Raw genomic sequence first — 19,622 nt, forward strand, 5'->3', positions numbered from 1 at the left:
GACAACCATATGAAAAGCTTTTGAAAAAAAATTCCTCATCGAAAATTTTTACAAGGTATTTTTTTAGATTATACTCTGTTTTCCACCTAAAATGATGATTTTACCACCTAAAACCAAAGAGAAATGCATGTCACCTTGCATGCTGTATCAACCTTTCCCAAAAGGACAAAGCCCACACCGGTCTTTAAATAATGGCAATCAATAAACAATGGTTTGTAAACAATCTGGCTTCTTATCTAACAGATTTGACTTGGCTTCCCCCTTCAAATGCATCCTTGTAATGTATCCCCTGTCCAGAGTTATTCTACAAAAAAATGCTGCGTTAGGAATACGCACAGATGAAAAACACCCCATGCATAAAATTTTAACCACATCTCAAACAATGGTATTTTACAACACAACGGAACAAACTATTGTCTTATAGATTTTTCTCGTATCACTCTCATCCCGTTTCAAGAAGTTGCCTGATAAACACAAAATGCCATCTCAGAGGGTTCAATGCCTCACCATGTACTACAACGCATCGCCAACCTGCTGCTCTTGCCAACAGTGCACCCATTTTGAAAACAAAGAGTGGCTTTTTTCCTACACGCTTTGCCAAAAAAGGGAGTGCTCCATTTTGCTTTTTCTCGCTTTAAATAAACATATCCGTTGACCTCTTTCCACCACCCTCAAAGGACAAAGGTTTTAGCCCCACATCGGTTTGTAAACAATCCAACTCCTCTGAAGGAGCTCCATATCTGCTCATTATTTATATGATTCACTTGCATAATACTTAACCAAGCAAATCCTCCCCAGAACAGTTGCTAATGTATTAAATACTTTAAGCTATCTTACTGATATCACCAGCTTCAATAATAGTGTTTTAATGACGGTATTTACGCTATAATAGGATAAAATTATCTAGGGGCTTTTTGTCATCGCACAGCAGCGGTTTAAACCCAGCACTTGAAACAATGGATCACGATACCACAAGAGAGAGGCATTTGGGATAAAATCTTTATTCCTCAGCAAAAAACGCCATGAATAAAGAAATTTTTTTTGTTCTTTCCCTACCTTTAATAATCACTGTCTTGATCCTCTAAAGAACAATAGGTAAACTCACCTTTAGGCATCCAACAAAGGCAGCACAAAAAATAAAAGAATAAAGAGAGTTGAGTTTTTTTTCTAAAGCGCCTCAAAACTTTCTGCACAATATATTCTATAAGACTTTATATTCAATAAGACTTTTTTTCATAACAAACATTTTGCAAGCATTTTTATCTTTCTCTCACACAGCTTTCATTCTCAGGCTTTGACAGCATAAACCACCGCCACATTGACAGGACGTGTTTCATCTCCCCCTGTTTTTTGCAACAAGACCTTATGTTCATGCTCTCCCGCAGGACCTGTCAACAAATTTTTATTGTAAATTTGAGCCAGATTTCTATAATATTCACCGTGATTCATATCCCAAACTACCTCTTCAATCATTGGATAACTATGCTGGTGGTTACCTGTTGAATCTGTTTTTCCCTCATGGGTATGGGATTGAAAAGACTCTTCTTGTCGGCTTCCCAAGCGACGTCCTTTATCAATTTCTTTTCCACTATCGAGCCCCCGTAAAAACATTCCACGCAAATCGGGAACATTGAATGTTGTTCTCCCGTTTCCTTTTCCCCATGTTTCTCCCAGAACAGCAAAGAGATTAGCATAGTTCCTTCGCGAATATTCTTTACCATCACACAGTAACCATCCAGAGGGTATTTTTTCTGTAGCAAAAGTCCCGATAAATCCAGAAGAAAAAGTTTCAGGCAAAGGAGGAAAGGGCGGAATTTCAGGAAGTTTTATAGTAGGATTGGTTAAAAACCAGCCATCAGCATTTTTTCCGGCAATATCACGCGTATAGACGACTTCATAAAGCCCCCCTTTTTGAATTTCCCCGCCCTTTAAAGGCATAATACCCTCTGGCGTTGCCATATAAGTTGGTCTTGGCGGCAATTGATTTAAAGAAATATTTGTTATTCCTCTGTTGACGCCTTGTGCTTTAAAGCGCACAACAATGCCATCCATATAAGTCTCAAAAAAAGACTTTGTTGCCAAACGAAGTGACGTTCTCTCATTTTTCACATCGACAGTAAACTGTGTTTCAATCCCGCCCCCATTATCCAACAAATATTCTTTGATGCGTTGCATCATAGCGCGAGCACTATCATTGACTGTGCTTGGCGGTTGCCCTTCTGCCCAGTTTATATTCTCGTCGACATAAGCATTTTCTGATGCAACAATTGACCAATCATAAATCGAGCTCATAGAAGATACTCTTTTTTCAAAAAGGGAAAACGAGCAAAAAATGAAGAAAAGAAAGCCGCAATTTTATTTTTAGATGCCGGCATTTTCTCCATTTTCATTTTTTCCATTTTCAGGCCTATTTTGTCATAATCAACATGCAATAACTTTGTTTTCGCATTGACATAAACAGCTTCAGGGTTCACACGCAACACGTCTTGCGCCATAACGCCCTGATAACGTTGTGGATTTCCCTTATAATTAAAGGTATAAAGTGGATATCCCTTTTTCTGCCCCACAGGGATAATATTTTCTTTTGCTCTCACATCACAAAGCCCTAAAATTCCTCCGACCAATCCAAGTACTTGCTGCGCATCACGCAATGGATCTTTTGTCACAGAAGGCATTGTCGTGGATTTTCCTGAAGTCGTTCCGTAATTTCCAGCAGCCTGTGTCCCTACCTGTAACAAGCTTTGCAATCGGTTCCAATCTTGATTATCTTTTTCTGACCATTTTTGGCGTTCAGCATCTAAGACATTTTGGCGGTTTATATCTTGAATCATGCCCCCTTTCAAAGCATTGCTTTGCACGTTACTCTGTCCTTGATAATAGCTATTTGCTGCATTAACCTGATCCTGCTGAGAGCGATCAATCATCTGGTTCGCGTTCATCATATTATTAATATCTTGATTATACTGCTGTACCGCAGCATTTGTTGCCAAGGCGCCTAACTCATCGGCCAGCACACCAGTATGAGCTCCAGAGCCATAACGTCCTGCTCCCGACATCGATTGATTAATTGCATCGGACGTTTTATTCAGAGCATTTTGCAATGCAGTATTAAATTTACTATTGCTTCCAATCCAGCTTCCCTTAGCCATACCGGAAAGATTTGTAGCGCTGTTGGTTGGTGCATTCAACCATTGCGTTACCGTTGGATTATTATAGAGCCCAGCTGCTTGTTGTAAACCAGTTAGCGCATTTTTTGTCATATCGCTAAGACCGGCAACTCTCTCTCCCTGATAAACGTTTCCGCCAATTCCTTTATTATAAAGTCCAAGCGCGTTAGCACTGGCTTGTTTAAGAATATCAGCAGCCCAAGCGGGTGGTGCATTTGTTTGTGTTGTTGTCTGCACTTGAGGTGTTTTTTTTCTACTCATGAACCCAGAACCTTTCTATATTGAATAAGATTACGAGAATATCCGTGATGAGCGAGCTTTTTCGCCCATCCAGTTCTTCCAAACATGTGCATTTCGTCCGCATTGATTGTTCGCGCCCATTTTTCGACTTCATCAATCAACTTGACCAATTTCAGCCCTCCCTCTCCCGCAAGATCTGAGAGAACGACGCATTTTTTTCCCGTATGGGTTATTTCAACTTTGGTAATTGCAAAAGCACTAAATTGGATTTTATTTTTTAAGACCAGCCACAATTGTGCTTGTCCTGTAGCGATTTCTTCAGCAATTTTTTCCAGACAAACATCATCCGGAAAGCGCTGCGCATATTTTTTCAATGCAGCATTGAGTGCCTCTTGATAGGGAGCTATTTTTCCCCATGGCCACTGCTCTGTCAGATGAGCAGAATATAAACCTTGACTCTCAAGCATCATAATTTGGGCTCTTTTAGCTTTGTCACCCCCTCTTTGAGCAATACGCATCCCCATACGTACTTCACGCGTTCGTGCTTACCGCACAACTTTCAAAAAGAAGAAGAGAGACACCACAACAAAAAAGAATTCCCCATCATCCCTTGTAACAAGAAATAGGGAATACGCCATTCCTACTTTATAGAAACCATGGTGCAGCCTATTTTTCCTTTATCGCAGAAAAGCATGAAACATAACGCACCACCTTGTTCTTCATATTATAAAGACACAGCTTATCGCATTGTGCCTTTGTTTATAAAGGTTTGGGAAGCCTATGGGGCATTTGTTCTTTAATAATAGAGGCTTGAGCCTATCGCATGGTATTACAAAAGGGCATGCCTATCGCATGCCGGCCCGCGTCAATTCCACATCAAATCCAGTGACATGAGTCCAATTCACCCCTTCAGGAATACGCAATTTAAAGCGATAAAACCGTGCCCTTGCACGACAGTGAATTTGTCCAGTATTATAAGAGGGCTGTTTTTCTGGCAACCAAACAGTTTCCTCTTCAAGAGATTGTCGAAAGCGCATTCCCACAGACAAATAAAACTTTCCACTATTGACTTGAGGCATAATATTTTTCACCCGTGTTATCATGCCATTTGTCTGCCCCATTTCTTGTGATGTCACGACACAAGCCATAGGACCCCCAGAAAACGAACCCAGTCTCCCCTGTTGATCAAATGCCCCCAGAATAGGCGATTCATTTTTCCAAGCTTTACTATCAAGAGAAAAGGACAAATCGTCAATATTCTTAGTCACAAAATCAAGACCTTCTAGGGTTGTTCCGGCTAAGAAAATAGGCAATATCATTTTGATATCGACGAGAGCTTTTGTCCATTTTTGCAATCCCCAATCATAAATGAGCAAGATACGTTTATGAAGGTTCTCATCAGAATCAACCATCCAATAAACACGATTATACACCCCATCGATAGCAGCAGACAGAGTGTACAGATTATCCTTCCTTGATTTTGCGGTCATCGTTCGATCGACTTTTTCGAACCCAATGGGTATAATCTGTCCCTCATTTGTTATTTGATAAAACCCGCCCTCATCGGCAAAGAATGCTAAATCGCCTCTACAAACAATTGATTCAGCATTTTTTGCGCCTCGTTTATCGTGGATTTTTTGGAAACTAAAAATAATCTTAGAGCCAGGAATAAAAGAACCAGCATAGATTGCAGAACGCATAAAGATAATTGGATTTGTTGTCTCCGTTGCCCCTTGGACGAATCCGCCATCAGGAAAATCTTGATAATCACAACTTTTTTTTCCCACGGTCCAAAATTCAGCATCATTTAATCCAGACCAATGAACCCGTCTTGGATTTTCGGTTAATTTCATCAAACAAACGAAATCTCCCCAGATTCGAACAATCCCTGCCTGTGGTGGATTTCCTCCTAAATTTCTAAATGTTTTATCATGATTAATATCAATCACTTGTGGTTTATCATTGGCATTCACAGCAATGATAAAATCACCAAACAAAGCAAAAGACCACGGAGCATCAACATTAGCCAGATAAGGTTTTCCTTTTTGGCTAATATCTTTCCAGTTCATTGTTGTATTATCAAGTAAGTAGATTTTATCTCTTGTCCCGACAATAATAGAAACCCCATTTTTTGTTTTAACCGCAAGAGTGCCTAAGATTGGCTCCGGACAAGGCTCTGATAAAGGCTCAAAACTTGGCATAGGGATATAGGAGCCATCCGCCGGGAGCACATTAACAAGTTCATCGGTAAAAATTCCATTGATATCCGCCACATCGGGTCGATAATCAGCGATTGGGAAAAAAGCCATCAAGACCCCCATAAAATCTTTGAAGAGCCCAGTGCCATTCAAAACACCAAGGCTTATTGATAAAAAACCACAAAAGCCCTTAAAACTCTAAAGGCATAAAATTCAACAAAATAAACAACCTAAAGTTGTTTAATGCACCAAAAAAACGATACCATCAATAATGGCCACCCCAACGCCATCCACCAGCGCCAAACCAAAATCAACTGCCCGCAATCACCCCCCACAATGACGGGGGAAAGAGCCATCAAAAGCCCCCATAAAATCTTTGAAAAGCTCAGTGCCATTCAAAATACCAAGGCTTATGGATAAAAAACCACAAAAGCCCTTAAAACTCTAAAGGCATAAAATTCAACAAAATAAACAACCTTAGGTTGTTTAACGCACCAAAAAAAACGATACCATCAATAATAGCCACCCCAACGCCATCCACCAACCCTTCACCATCAACACCCAACGCGCCCATCCAACCATAAGTGACAAACCAGCCGCAGTGCCAAACCAACCTTCAACGCCCGCCATAAACGATTTCGAAAAAAGCCTTTTAAAAACGCATTGGACGAATTTTTGAAGAACCTTTTCGGCGCGATGTTTCAATACGCAAAGCTTGAAGCTGTTCTTGAAAATCTCTGAAAGAAACGGCGGCATATTCAGGATCTTTAAGGATATTTTTATACAATTCATATTTTGCCCGTGCTTTAATAAGATCAAAAGCATAAATCAACCAAGGGTTATCATCCTCTTTCAGCTGTTCATCGGCAAAATGAACAGGAGCATAAGAAAGCTGTACAGCTTCCAGATGTTCTGGTGTTGGAAAGAGTCCTATTTTTTGATCAAGGTAGGTATAAAAGAATGGCGTTCCTAGCGCAGGATGCATACCATATTGTTGATGCAACACTTCCAAGGGCTTAAAGAACAACTTTGTTGGTGTTGCACTCTTTGTTACTAAAAAGACGCCCTCCAAACTCTTTTCTGCTTCAATAAAAACCCCTTCTTCTTGCCCATACCATGTTTTACCACTTTGTGTTTTAAACGTCCTTTCTCTTTTTTCATTAAAGAAAAAGGGTTCGCGTTCACACAAACGCAAAGCCGTAAAAATTGAATCTTGAATTTGCAGGGAATATTCCGCTGTTGTATCGTCAATTTCATCTTGAATAAGCGCGACCATATAAGCAAAAGTTTTAGAATGGTCTGAATGTGTAAGGTTTAGATTTTGGGGATCAGTGGATAAAGTGGTCATAAGCCTGTCCTTGTTTCTGGAAGCATTTTAAATTTTTCCCCCAACAGATCCCTCTTGTTGGGGGAAGAGAGCAAGCGTTCGCTTTAAGCGGGTGCTCCATAAGTTGGAATGACAATAGTGCCAAAATCCTGAGCCCCTTGCGTACTTCCTGGCAAGGTAAAGCAAGTTTTTTTCATCCCAATAATGGTTTTTGCCGCAACCCCGAATTCTCTTTCATAGTCGAAGAGTTCCTCCACCAATTTATAGCGTGTCGCCCCTCGATCTTTACCAAAAGCAATCACAGCACTCTGCGCACCAAGCAGAACAGCCCGCCGCACATTTGGTACAGCTTTGTTAGCGGTTCCAGCTTCGACCCCTTCGGTAATATGTTCAGCTTCGCGCAAAACCACACCATTATACATGCCCAAAGACCCATCATAGAGCGGATTTTTGATACGACTTCCACTATAGATTGCCTTAGTAATGTCGAGCCATTGCCCCGCATCAGTATTGGTTCGCAATTGTGTCACTTGGGTTGGATGAAGATAAAGCACATAAACATTTTCCCCATCGATCCGCACAGGTCTAATTTTAGGATTTGCCAATTTAGCCCGTTCAACTGCTTTATCAATCAAGCTGAGATCAAAAACATCGTCTTCTTTTAAGTCCTCATCTTTTGCTTTATCATTAGGACGTACCACACGTTTATTGGTTGGTGCCGTTGGCGCATTAAACCCATAATGAACTGGTTTAAGGGTAATCGTGCGTCCTTCAAAGTTAATTGTTTTTGCGGTATACCCGCAAACTTGAATGAAGAACATCATACTCAGACGATCTGCATACCAATCAACCAAACCATTTTTTGCCTCGGTGCGCAAATCATGGAGAATTCGTTGTTGATCAATCGTTCCCTCATTTTTGACACGCACAGCATGAACGAGTTCATTAATTGCCAAGCGATCATTGAGAAACTGTAAAGCTTCTTCATTGCCTTCCAATGTCTGCCCTTCGCTTACCCCATCGCCTAGCAACTGCACACGCAAATTAAAGCTAATAGCATCCCCACTTGCTTTCGTAGTTTCATCTTTTAATTGTACGATACTGTTTGAATCATTTCCAATCAACGGCGCAATTGGAAGTGCTTTTGAGACTTCTTGGTTTAGTAATTTAGACCATGTGCGCACTGCCATTGGGTCATTAAGTCCGATATAAGTTACAGTCATTTTGTCCTCTAAAAGTTTTATTGACATAAAAAACCCGGCAAAGCGCCGGTTGTTAAAACACCACATTTCATTTCAAATGGTGAATAGGTTGTTCGTGAGTTTTATCTAATTTCTGTTAGCGTCTGCCTCCTCCTTATAAGAGCTCTCCTCACCACATCCGTGTTTGAGAAATTCCCCCGCATTCTCCTGCGCTAAAAGCCTCTTAACGTTCCCGCAAAAAACACCTGCCACATTCTTGTTTTTAAAATTCTCTTCCCCCCATTAAACGATTAAAAGCGGCTTTATTTTTAGGATCAGCAACCCAAGCGCTAAACTCTGCTTCTGACATTTTATCAAGCATATCCAAAGAAATTGGCCCATTTGGAGTCAAGCCGTTATAAGCAGCAAGAGTACGCGCAGAATTGTGTCTTTCCTGTAAATTTTCATCCATGTTATTGGGAACATTTGTGTAGCCAATTTTTTGTGCAATCGTGTAAATCACTTCAGCGGGGTTTTGATTTTTTTGCGCACAATCGCGCAAGATCTGCTTCAACTCATCACCAATTATCGCATCAATATTTTTTGGGTCTGCCATCTCGGGATAGAGCGAAGCACAAGCTGCCAACTGTTTAGCCCGCGTTTCATAAATAAAATCAGCTGCTTGATCAAAATCATGATGCTTTTGTTTAACACTGGCAACAGACTGCTGAAAAAATGCATGCAACTGCTCTGCTTCGCGAGCCAGAGAAGGTTGTTGTTTTTCATGTAAAAGCCCTTGTTTTTGGAGTGTTTTTCCCAACCATTGCATATAGCCCATAAAGTCTTTTTGTGGATCTGGTGGAGCATCTTCTCCCCCTTGAACCTCTTTTCCAGCCTTTTGCGAAGAGTCCTGTTGTTGATGCATTTGCCCTTGGAAATTATCTTCAAGAGTTTTTTCTTCTCTTGCAATTTCACCATCTTCTCCCTCTTGTGTTGAGACCAGAAAATCTTGTTTCAATTGGTTTTGTTCTGCCGGCGTTAAGTGTTCTTGATCCATGACATTAGCCTTCTCTTTTTTTTAACAATAAAATCAAATTTTTCAGATAAAACAGCCCATAAGCACTTATCCCCTCAATGTTCTCCCATCATTTGAGCACCAGTATTCCCCCCAATGCTCTCCACCCCACATGACGGCAAAACTCCCCTCTCCACCCTACTTTTCCCAACAGTCCTGCCCTACAAAACAGGTCTTTTAAGAAAAGGGAGCCCATGCACTACGAAAATCGATAAGCCCATTCTGCGCTCACCATCCCCACCATGTTTTCACCCCACATGACGGGCAAGCCTCCCTCTCCACCCTACTTTTCCCAACAGTCCTGCCCTACAAAACAGTTCTTTTAAGAAAAGGGAGCCCATGCATTACGAAAATCGATAAGCCCATTCTGCGCCCACCATTCCCCACCATCACCCCACATGACGGCAAAACTCCCTCTCCACCCTGCTTTTCCCAACAATCCTGCCCTATAAAACAGGTCTTTTAAGAAAAGGGAGCCCATGCACTACAAAAATCGATAAGCAATTTATGATATATGGCGTTTATCAGAAGTCACGCATGACAAAGCACCCTATTGTTGAGCCTTTACTGTCTGCAACATCTGCATTATCTGTTCTGTCCCCACATTATCCCCCATCTGCGCTGAGGCATTTTGCTCTTCTTGAAAAGAGTTTTGCGCCTTTATCGCAATTTTATGAATAAGTGAAGCGGGTAAAGGCGAATAGCGTAAGAGATCGAGCATAATTTCAGGTGTTGCAAAATTTTGCATCAAAGGCAGCAATTGCATGATCAGTGCAAAGGTACGCTCTTTTTCATTAAGACTTGTTGGCGCATCATCCACGACAATATCATATTCCAAGCTTGTCACCATTTCGCGTGTCAGCGGCACATACTGGGCATTTTCATCCCCAGCAATACGCACCAACCGCCCATCGGAGAGATAATTTTGAATAAGATAGAGAATAATTTTTCCCTGTCGTTGCCGATATCGACGCAACCCATCAAAAAAGGAAGCCAAAAGATTAAGTGACGATTGTCGTCGTTGTTGTTCAAGAATACCAGGCTGATTGACAGCTCGCGTCCCAATAAATTCAGAAGACAACCCCGTCACCTGTTCGAGTGCGCTCTTTGCTTCATTAAACAATTGAAAAAAACCTTGCGGAAATTGCGCCACGGGTTTAGGTTGGATTCTTCCGCCAGACACAGCCCCACTTTTCAACCAAGTAATGCTATCGGCTCTAGCCCAACTCTCGACGGCTTGTCGATCATCATCAAAAGCATCGCGTTCTGCCATAATGCCGCCTTTTGATTGGCTATTGAGCAAATGCATCACTTGACTAAAATATTTATTTGCCCACCGTTGCGGATCTTTTGTTGGCTTGACCAGTCCATAAAATTGTCGGCTTAACTTATCAAAAGTACCGGTAATACACTCCCATCCCAATTGATTGGGTGGCCCCAAGGGCTTATCAGGCGCCTCGAGCAGCTTTCTGCCCAAAAATGCTCGTTTGACAATTTTTCTGGTCAATTTTGTTGCTTGAACATGCGGAAAGGTTTTACTTAAATTTTGGAAATCCTGCTCTGAATAATCGATAAATTTTCCACTTTGAGGCTCAAGGACTTTATAAACCACCTCGCGTTCAAACCAGCGACATTCCGCCAATGTCACCATTTTAGGACGTTGATAACAGCTTGCCTCTTCTCCCTCTAGCAGATCCCCTCCCTCTGCTTGATAATTTTGTGTCATTCCATTGCTGGTTGGGTGTAAAAAGCTCTGATATTTAACCCAATCAGCATGAAGATCGCTCCAATGAACATTGGGAAACATTTCCTGCGCCACAGCAAGCGGTTTTTCATCAATATACCATAAGCGTTGAGCATCAATGAGATTAGACTTAACAGCACTAGCATCCCACACCATTTTCATAGGGTCCAGCCGCGCAATGACTGGTTTTCCTTGCGGATCTTGTTCATAATCAAGGCGTGTATCTGTCCAGCCCATTCCGCAAATAATTGCATCTTGAAAGGCATCGGAATCTTCGTATTCCCCGTCAGCTTCATCACGAAACCATTCGGCTGCTCCTGTCAGAATCTGGTTTGCAAAGGCAGCGCCTTCTTGTCGTGGAATAAATTGGACTTGCCTTTTATTATTGCGCTCAGCCCCGATGACAGCATTAATTAAAGGTGCAATACGATTAAAAGTCATCACGGGTCTGTTTTGTTCGTGCAAGACAGCAAGGTCTTGCTCATTCCATTGCCGCCCATTATAAAAATCGTAATCTTCTTGGGCATTTTTTCGCCATTTTTCGACATGGGTAATATCATCCTGATACCATCCCACGAGTTTTTTAAAGAGAGCTTGATTTTCAAGCGTTTCGATTTGATTAAAAGAAGAATTTGTAGAACTATTCATTAAAAAGCCATCCATGAAGTTTGAGAATGGTGAGAAGAGCGATAAGGTTTTTTTTGCGCTCTAGCATTTGGTTGTTCATAAGCCACACACATCAGTCCAAAGGCATCGGCGCCATGGCTTGCCCAATCATGTTCAGCGCCTAGTCCGATATTGCGCTGTTCATCACGCTTTTCATGATACCAGGCGAGCGCTTTTCTCCCGGCAGATGTCGTTTCACGATTAAACCATAGAGCAGGAAACAACCGCCTTACGGCTTCGATACGCATTTTAACAGCGCCTGTTCCTTGGTTAGGAATTATTTTGGTTTGAAAACCGGCTTGTTGAAGGGCACTTTCAAAACTCACATTATAGACACGATCTTTTGTTGCGCCATCATGAGGCAAAACCATAAGAGCCTTTTCATATCCCCTTTGAAAGACCCAGCCCACATGTTCTGAGAGAGGTTGACCTTGGGCTTCATAATAATCGAGCACTCGGATTTCCCGTCCAACAAATTGCGCGACCCACAATGCGGTAGCATCAGCCTTTGCGCCTGTTCCCCCGATATCCCAAAAGATTCTCACCTGCATCAAAGGATCCCGTGGAACAGTGGTAATCCGCCCTTCCATTTCGGCTTCCAGCAGACATTTCTGATAATAAGCCCCTTGCATAGCCTGGAGATATTCGCCTTCCCAAATATGGTTATACTGTTCTGGTCTTTGCTGCAAATCGTCCATACGATCACGATTGAGTTTTTCAGGAAATTGCGGATTATCGCGCCAATTGATTTCCACCCCTTTGATATGAGGATTATCGACATTTCGGAAACGTTTTTCCACGGGTGCATTTTCATGGCACGGGTTCCAAGTGACCCATAATTCTGCATTCCAATCTTTTCCTTCTTCGCGCAAAGTTGGAATAAGTGTTTGCCAAGCATTTTCTGTCACGGGCTCAGCTTCATCGACCCAACAAAGGAAAACGCGTCCCATTGATTTAATACTTGCGATATTGCGATCAAGCCCAGCAAACACATAGACGATCCGTCCATCTTTTGACTTAATATATTTATCGCCGATTTCATAATAATCTTGTAAAAAAGGATAAGCTTCGATAGCGCGTTTAATTTCTTCCAAAGAACTTTCATTGAGAGAATTTTGAAATTGCCGTGCACAAAGAATAATCCCGCGTTCTCCAGCCATTCCATGGCGATATCCCACCACGGCCGACATCAAAGCAAAAGAACGTGTTTTTCCAGAACCGCGTCCTCCCCAAGCAGCTCGCACATCGGCATTTCCAGTAAAAACAGGAATAAGCTTTGGGATAAGAGCTACTTGAGCCGTTTTCTGCTCCATTTTTTGAGAAATTTTCTGAACAGTTGTCATTATAAATTTTCATACTTGAGCAATAATTGCGCTGCACCCTTTTGCTTATCCCAAGTTTAATGATCCCAGAGCAATTGAACGAAAAGAGCAATTGAACGAAAAACGCCCTTCTCAAAAGCAGCGCTTTATCTTTTCTTCATCCTAATATTCAATAAATTTCACTTTTTTGCATGAGATCCCCTTGACCCCACCTATGCGCCCCAAGCCCCCAAGGCACAAAAGCCCCACCCCCTCAAACACCGCGCCTGTCATCCCCCAACCACAAGCAAGGTATCCCCCCAACCAAATCATAGCCTCAGCACATGGCTCTCAGGCATATCCAAAGCCCAACATCCTCCAATATCATGCCTCTCAAGCATCACCAATCCTCACACTTTATCCCCCAAGATACCCCCACCAAAACACATGCATCCCGCAAGCATAACACTTCTCTCAAGTTTCATGCCCCTCCCCCATCAAAACACTGTTCCATATCCACCACACAAATACCCTGCACCAAATTCCCTCCAGCACACGGGGGCCCTTACGGCATCATTCACCAAAGCCCCTTCCCAATATCACGAGCGCCTACAAGCACGATAGCCTCCGCTTCAATCCCCTCAAGATAGGCAATCACCAAAGCAGCCCCCTTGCAAGACATCACCCCACATCACCCACCTCAGCCTAACATTTTTCAATATCACAAGCCTCAGTTATCGAGGTATCACACTTCTCCGGTTCACTATTTTTTGCATTCACTGGTACAATCTCAATACGCGAAACTGCTTTAACATCTCCACACCTTCAATAACGAGAAAAAACCAAATCTTCACCAGATGTCCAAAACAGCAAATATCATCAAGCACTCCCCAACATCTTTCAGGTATCGCGCCCCTCACGCATCGCCATAAAAGCATCTTGCCGGCCCCTCTTCAAACAGACCACCCCAGACGCCATGTACCCCCAAAAAACACCATATGCACCGAAGTCTCCTCCAGTCCACGTCCTCATGCATCCCCCCAACCAAAGCCCAACAACTTCACAGCTCACATGCCTAAAGCACTCAGCCCCTCACCGCAATTTCAATCATAAGCTTTCAGACAAACACCTAGTATTCCCGTTCAAAGACAATATCCCTTAAACATCATATGCCCAACCCAATATTTTCTCATAACTTCAAGCCTCAGTGACCAAAGGATCAAGCTTCTTCGGTTCGCTATTTTTTGCATTCACTGGCACAATCTCAATCCGCGAAACTGTTTTTGATATCTCCACACCTTCAATAACGAGAAAAGACCAAACCTTCACAAAAATCCAAAACAGTAGATAACAACCACACCCCCTAAGCATTGTACCTCTCGGGTATCACCTCTTCAGCACACGCCCCTCTGTCATCGCCCATAAAAGCCGGCATCTCGACATAGGAAGCCCCAATATCTCCCACCGAAATATTCTGCTCTCCAGTAAATGCCCAAACATCACAGCTCCTTCTTCAAACCTTAGTTATCGAAGTATCACACTTCTCCGGTTCGCTATTTTTTGCATTCACTGGTACAATCTCAATACGCGAAACTGTTTTAACATCTCCCCCTGCTTCTCCCGTAACCTGAAGAGGCAAGACTTTTGCCAGCAGCGAAAAAAAAGGAACAGGATTATTCAACGCATGATATTGAAGATAAGACACCAGCCCATCCTCACCATAGTGATATCCAGCCTGCTCAGCGGCTGTCAAAAGAGCTTCATTAAATCGCTTTGTTGTTTTATTCAAAGTTGTTTTTTTCCGCCCTTTTCGACGTAAGGGAAGACAATGTTCATCTACCATCATCATGTTCCTTCCAACTAAAGAAAAACCAATACTTCAAACACAAAAAATGACATGAAAATCAGCAACAAAATTTAACAAGCCATCAACAATAAAAAATGAGACCACACCCTAAAAGACAAGAGCCCACATAAAGCCCAAATCCTCCGCATAATTTTACAGATTCACATTTTTACGCTTTTACATCATTACAGAACGCAGCCAAACGAAACGCTCAAATCACTACCCCGCACCGTTCTGTAAACACGGGTCTGTCAACAAGCTGATTTCTCGTCTATCAGATTCCCCTGCTGATTATTTCATATAGCTATCCCACACTTCAAAGAATGGTGTTTCATCAAACACGCCAGATAAGCTCTGATCTACAATTCGACTTCAAAAAGCAAATTTTCCTCTGCTGAATAAAGCTTCCACCCCGCACCGGTTTTAAACTATCATCCAACCTCTTCCCCAGTAAATTCCCCTACTAACATCAGATTACCACCCCCCCAAACATCCCTATTTTACAATATAACAGACTAGAAAATCTTTTAATTGTTCTTGCCAATCCCTTGAAATTACTTTATCACTCAAAGGATATTTTGATCGTCCACGCAACGATCAATAAGGGATAGTAAAGCCCTAAGCTCTAGCGTAAGAATGAACCCACTTTGTGGGTGTCCCGGGATTCCGGGAGTTTTTGCTATGTCCAGGTGTGATAAGCACTAAAAGCAAAAATGCTGACTAGAGCTCAGTACTTTACTACTCCCGGAATACCAATGCGAGGGCGCTCGCAACCGGAGGGGAGCTTGAAGTGCAAACTAAAAATTCACATTTCAACGACATTTCAATAGGTAAAAAGATCCGTCATAGAAGAATTTCAATGGGACTTTCTCAAAAGGAATTAGGAAGCTATTTAGGTGTCAGTTTCCAACAAATCCAGAAATACGAAAAAGGTTTAAATCGTGTAAGCGCGGGGTGTTTGCTCGAAATTGCTAAAAAACTAGCAGTTCCTATGAACTTTTTTTATGCGGATCTTTTAACAGCAGATATTCCCACAAAAGAACATGCCTTACACCACGATCAAGACACATATAGCGAAAAAGAATACGCCCTTTTAAAAAACTTTAGAGAGCTCCAGCCGAAAAAACAAAAAGCAATTTTGTGGTTAATTTCTGATTAGACAAAAGCACACCCATCAACATCCCTCGCCAATATATCCAACATCCTTAAAATATAAGCTTCAGATCACGACACTTCAAAGAAGGCAATTTTATCAGACACGACAGATAAGCGCTGCCCTAAAATATTCCCTCACACACTTTTCTCCAGTCAACGCGATTTATACCCCTCTTCATCCCAGCTTTCCCCGCTCCATTCACAAATGCGTCCCCTAGTTCTCCGACCACATTCCATGTCAAGACAAAAACATACAACGCATAAATCCTTCACTTCACTTTTACGTATTCACGTTTTTACGCTTTTACATCTTTACAGAAAGCAACCAAATGAAACTTTTCCACCAGCGTCTTTCACTGCTCTGTCAAGAATCCGACATCTTGTAGCAGTTTCCTCCTACCAACCCCACTCAGACAGATCAGCACACCATACCCCTCAAGCAACGGTATTTCACCACATTCAACAAGCAAGGCTTTTCTGAATATTCTTACACCCGTCCCTCTCCAACACAAAGAGCGAAAGCTCCTACAAATACCGATCAATTCCGCTTCGAAGCAAAGACCCCACCCAAAAGACAAAGCTTCACACACACCAAAAAGCTTCTCCCACAGCGCCAATTTTCACATTCTGCATCCTAGCTTTCGACTTCATTTGCAGACTCGTTCCCCAGTCCTTTCCCCCCATTCCATGCCAAGACAAAAGCATACAACGCATAAATTCTTCACTTCACTTTTACGGATTCACGTTTTTACGCTCTTCTATCTTTACAAAAGGCAGCCAAACAAAATTTCCAAACTAACCCACCACTCAATAAACAAGAGTCTGTTAACAATCCCACTTTTTATCGAGCACATTGCATTTGGGCAACCACCTCTCACCACCCCTCAAAGAATACTGTTTCACCAGACACGAACAGATAACCCCTACCCTCCAATATCCAGACACTCTCACAAAAAGCACCGTATAAATTGATATGCTTGAAGGTCCCTCGACGGCATATCCTTGCCTCTAATGCCTCCATCTCACCCTACCTCAAATGACAATATTTTACTGCATAAGGCATAAGGCATAAGAATATAATGAGATAATTTTTAAGATACAAAAAAATGCTCTCATTTTCCAAATCTTTTAATTGTTCTTGCCAATCCCTTGAAATTACTTTATCACTCAAAAGGTGCCTTGATCGTCTACGCAGCGATCAATAGGGAGTTGAAGCCCGAAAACTCAAACGTTAATTTACCCCACTTTGTGGGTATCCCGGAGTTCCGGGAGTTTTTGCTATGTCCAAGCACTTGTCAGCACTAAAAGCAAAAAGCTGATTTGAGTTCAGTGCTTTCAACCTCCCGGAATACTCATGCGAGGGCGCTCGCAACTGGAGGGGAGCTTGAAGTGCAAACTAAAAATCCAGATTTCGCACTTTTTTAAAAAGTACCCAATCTTATAGTCTTTGAAATTATTTTGATTTTTCTTGCCAATCTTCTGAAATTGCCTTATGAATTGATCTGTGTTTTTGATCGTCCACGCAACGGTCAAATAGGGATTTGAAAGCCCGAACGCTCAGTACATAAATTTATCCCGCTTTGCGGGTATCCCGGAATTCCGGGAGCTTTTGCTATGTCCAAGTGCTTGTCAGCACTAAAAGCAAAAGGCTGGCTGAGCTCAGTGCTTTCAAACTCCCGGAATACTCATGCGAGGGCGCTCGCAACCGGAGGGGAGCTTGAAGTGCAAACTAAAAATTCACATTTTAATGACATTTCAATAGGTAAAAGAATCCGTCACAGACGCATTTCAATGGGACTTTCTCAAAAAGAATTAGGAAGCCATTTAGGTGTCAGTTTTCAACAAATCCAGAAATATGAAAAAGGTTTAAATCGTGTAAGCGCGGGGTGTTTGCTCGAAATTGCTAAAAAACTAGCAGTTCCTATGAACTTTTTTTATGCGGACCTTTTAACAGCAGATATTCCCACAAAAGAACATGCCTTACACCACGATCAAGATACCACCAGCGAAAAAGAACACGCCCTTTTGAAAAACTTTAGAGAGCTCGAAGCGAAAAAACAAAAAGCAATCTTGTGGTTAATTTCTGATTAGGCAAAAACGCATCAATCGACATCCTTTGCCAATATTCCCCTCTGCCTAAAGCCTTGCCGCCTGATACCACCACATCTCAAAAAACGGTTTACGACACCGGTTTACGACATCATAGGATAACAAACTTCAAAATAGGATAAAAACACCAAAACCTTGGAAAAACATCCCCACCCCTCTCACAGAATTTTATCAAAAGATCTCTTCTGATTTAAACGCACAATTCCGATTGTATCATTATGATACCTTTTTACATTTACCTTGTCAAGTTTTTATATTTTTCTTTTGATATTTTTGTGTTTTTCTTTAAGGGAGCCACATCCCTCAAAACACTTTTCCTGCAAAATGCCCCTCATACAAAACACAATGTCTAAAACAACAAGAGCTAAAATAGGATTTTTCCTAAATAGGCATCCCTCTAAATGGGCTTCCGCCTAAATAGAATTCCCCCTAAATAGAATTCCCCTAAATAGGATTATTATTGTATTTCTCATTCACCCACTTATTAAAAAAACATCTCTCAATGCTTCTCACACCCATTTCACGGATATCCCCCATACAAATATAGACGCAAATATAATTGTTAAATTTCGCATAGAATATAAAAGCCAACCACAATTTTTATCTCTTCACATCTCTTTACACATCAGCTCTGCAATCTGTTCATAGCCATTCCCCACACACTCTTCTCCAGAAAACGCACTTCAACAACACTCTTCATCCCAACTTTCTCCTCCATTCACGAAGACACTTCCCCCAATCCTCGCACCACATTCCATGCCATGATAAAAGCTCTCACAAAGCACAAATCCTCCGCTTCATTTTACAGATTCACATTTTTACGCTTTTACATCATTACAGAACGCAGCCAAGGAAAGGTTCACCACCCCGCACCACTCTATAAACAATAGTCTATAAACCAACCCAGCTTTTTGCCTAGTACCCCCCTTACAGTCTTCAGACGCCCTCCTCAAACGACAGCACTTCGTCAGGCTTGACAAATCAAGCCCTATCTCCTTAAAAATCGCCATCCTTCACGCATCTCTTTGCACCAACGCCTTACCCACACTCTCCCCCCTATCCATGCGCACACTCTCTTCATCCTCCATTCCCCCTTTTTCTCTCCCATCACACACTCACAACTTAACAGCACTCTTCATCCCAGCGTTCCCCGCTCCATTCACAAATACATCCCCCAATCCTCGCACCACATTCCATGCCATAATAAAAGCTCTCACAAAGCACAAATCCTCCGCTTCATTTTACAGATTCACATTTTTACGCTTTTACATCTTTACAGAATGCAGCCAAAGGAAACTCCCAAACCACCACGCGACAATTTGATAAAAACAAAACACCTTTCCAACAATCTCAAACAACAGATTTCTGTAAAGAGTTCATATGAATTTGATTGTTTAGATCTGACTATTAGATTGGCATATAGAGCCGTAGAACAGAAAGTAATTTTCTATAAGACAGAAACGATAAAAGCGCTATATAACTGAGATAGAACATGAAGAATTGCAAACAGATAAAACGACATCTTTCTTCGTTACAACACTGAAATTGTAACCGAAACGACGAATAATTGTCATCTGAACATGTAATTTTCACATCTGCAAATTTTTATTGAT

At 41.8% G+C, this 19,622-nt stretch carries 19 protein-coding genes; 2 read left to right on the top strand and 17 right to left on the bottom strand.

The window, feature by feature from the left end; genetic code table 11:
• Positions 1–442 precede the first annotated feature (442 nt).
• The 16 genes from ACFINX_RS04715 to ACFINX_RS04790 form a co-directional block, all read right to left on the bottom strand.
• Positions 443–601, bottom strand: coding sequence for a hypothetical protein (locus tag ACFINX_RS04715; protein WP_375668390.1), 159 nt, complete (start codon positions 599–601; stop codon positions 443–445).
• A gap of 686 nt (positions 602–1,287) precedes the next feature.
• Entirely contained in the window at positions 1,288–2,292 is a 1,005-nt protein-coding gene (locus ACFINX_RS04720) for a phage tail protein (protein WP_375668391.1), read from the bottom strand.
• Positions 2,289–3,428, bottom strand: coding sequence for a tail fiber domain-containing protein (locus tag ACFINX_RS04725; RefSeq protein ID WP_375668392.1), 1,140 nt, complete (start codon positions 3,426–3,428; stop codon positions 2,289–2,291). Before ACFINX_RS04725 ends, ACFINX_RS04720 begins: the two co-directional genes overlap by 4 nt.
• The gene (locus ACFINX_RS04730) at positions 3,425–3,877 is read right to left on the bottom strand and encodes a hypothetical protein (RefSeq protein WP_375651070.1); all 453 of its coding nucleotides are present in this window, start codon (positions 3,875–3,877) and stop codon (positions 3,425–3,427) included. The genes ACFINX_RS04725 and ACFINX_RS04730 overlap by 4 nt, the downstream gene beginning before the upstream one ends.
• A gap of 375 nt (positions 3,878–4,252) precedes the next feature.
• Complete coding sequence (locus ACFINX_RS04735) at positions 4,253–5,716, bottom strand: hypothetical protein (protein WP_375647466.1); 1,464 nt, start codon at positions 5,714–5,716, stop codon at positions 4,253–4,255.
• Between the two features lie 119 nt (positions 5,717–5,835).
• Positions 5,836–5,961, bottom strand: coding sequence for a hypothetical protein (locus tag ACFINX_RS04740; RefSeq protein WP_375668393.1), 126 nt, complete (start codon positions 5,959–5,961; stop codon positions 5,836–5,838).
• A gap of 80 nt (positions 5,962–6,041) precedes the next feature.
• Positions 6,042–6,218 carry a hypothetical protein gene (locus ACFINX_RS04745; RefSeq protein WP_375668394.1) on the bottom strand — a complete coding sequence of 59 codons (177 nt, stop codon included), beginning with the start codon at positions 6,216–6,218 and terminating at the stop codon, positions 6,042–6,044.
• A gap of 39 nt (positions 6,219–6,257) precedes the next feature.
• Positions 6,258–6,953, bottom strand: a complete 696-nt coding sequence (locus tag ACFINX_RS04750) for a hypothetical protein (protein WP_375611682.1) — start codon at positions 6,951–6,953, stop codon at positions 6,258–6,260.
• 83 nt (positions 6,954–7,036) lie between these two features.
• Entirely contained in the window at positions 7,037–8,155 is a 1,119-nt protein-coding gene (locus ACFINX_RS04755; RefSeq protein WP_273791303.1) for a N4-gp56 family major capsid protein, read from the bottom strand.
• A gap of 241 nt (positions 8,156–8,396) precedes the next feature.
• Complete coding sequence (locus ACFINX_RS04760) at positions 8,397–9,170, bottom strand: hypothetical protein (protein ID WP_375668395.1); 774 nt, start codon at positions 9,168–9,170, stop codon at positions 8,397–8,399.
• A gap of 340 nt (positions 9,171–9,510) precedes the next feature.
• Positions 9,511–9,669, bottom strand: coding sequence for a hypothetical protein (locus ACFINX_RS04765; protein WP_375668396.1), 159 nt, complete (start codon positions 9,667–9,669; stop codon positions 9,511–9,513).
• Between the two features lie 69 nt (positions 9,670–9,738).
• Positions 9,739–11,580, bottom strand: a complete 1,842-nt coding sequence (locus tag ACFINX_RS04770; protein ID WP_375668397.1) for a portal protein — start codon at positions 11,578–11,580, stop codon at positions 9,739–9,741.
• Positions 11,580–12,941, bottom strand: coding sequence for a PBSX family phage terminase large subunit (locus ACFINX_RS04775; RefSeq protein WP_375666393.1), 1,362 nt, complete (start codon positions 12,939–12,941; stop codon positions 11,580–11,582). Before ACFINX_RS04775 ends, ACFINX_RS04770 begins: the two co-directional genes overlap by 1 nt.
• 858 nt (positions 12,942–13,799) lie before the next feature.
• On the bottom strand, positions 13,800–13,931 hold the full coding sequence (locus ACFINX_RS04780) for a hypothetical protein (RefSeq protein ID WP_375611677.1): 132 nt from the start codon (positions 13,929–13,931) through the stop codon (positions 13,800–13,802).
• 165 nt (positions 13,932–14,096) lie between these two features.
• Positions 14,097–14,228 (bottom strand): hypothetical protein, encoded by a 132-nt coding sequence (locus ACFINX_RS04785; RefSeq protein ID WP_375668398.1) that lies wholly within the window; start codon positions 14,226–14,228, stop codon positions 14,097–14,099.
• Between the two features lie 184 nt (positions 14,229–14,412).
• Complete coding sequence (locus ACFINX_RS04790) at positions 14,413–14,742, bottom strand: hypothetical protein (RefSeq protein WP_375668399.1); 330 nt, start codon at positions 14,740–14,742, stop codon at positions 14,413–14,415.
• 793 nt (positions 14,743–15,535) lie between these two features.
• On the opposite strand from ACFINX_RS04790, the gene ACFINX_RS04795 reads away from it, so the two are divergent.
• On the top strand, positions 15,536–15,904 hold the full coding sequence (locus tag ACFINX_RS04795; RefSeq protein WP_375668400.1) for a helix-turn-helix domain-containing protein: 369 nt from the start codon (positions 15,536–15,538) through the stop codon (positions 15,902–15,904).
• Between the two features lie 349 nt (positions 15,905–16,253).
• Here ACFINX_RS04795 and ACFINX_RS04800 read toward each other — a convergent pair whose 3' ends face one another.
• The gene (locus ACFINX_RS04800) at positions 16,254–16,490 is read right to left on the bottom strand and encodes a hypothetical protein (RefSeq protein WP_375668401.1); all 237 of its coding nucleotides are present in this window, start codon (positions 16,488–16,490) and stop codon (positions 16,254–16,256) included.
• Positions 16,491–17,622: 1,132 nt separating this feature from the next.
• On the opposite strand from ACFINX_RS04800, the gene ACFINX_RS04805 reads away from it, so the two are divergent.
• Positions 17,623–17,991 (top strand): helix-turn-helix domain-containing protein, encoded by a 369-nt coding sequence (locus ACFINX_RS04805; protein WP_375668402.1) that lies wholly within the window; start codon positions 17,623–17,625, stop codon positions 17,989–17,991.
• Positions 17,992–19,622 lie beyond the last annotated feature (1,631 nt).

The organism is Bartonella sp. AP36NXGY (genome assembly GCF_042195865.1).
GTDB lineage: Bacteria > Pseudomonadota > Alphaproteobacteria > Rhizobiales > Rhizobiaceae > Bartonella.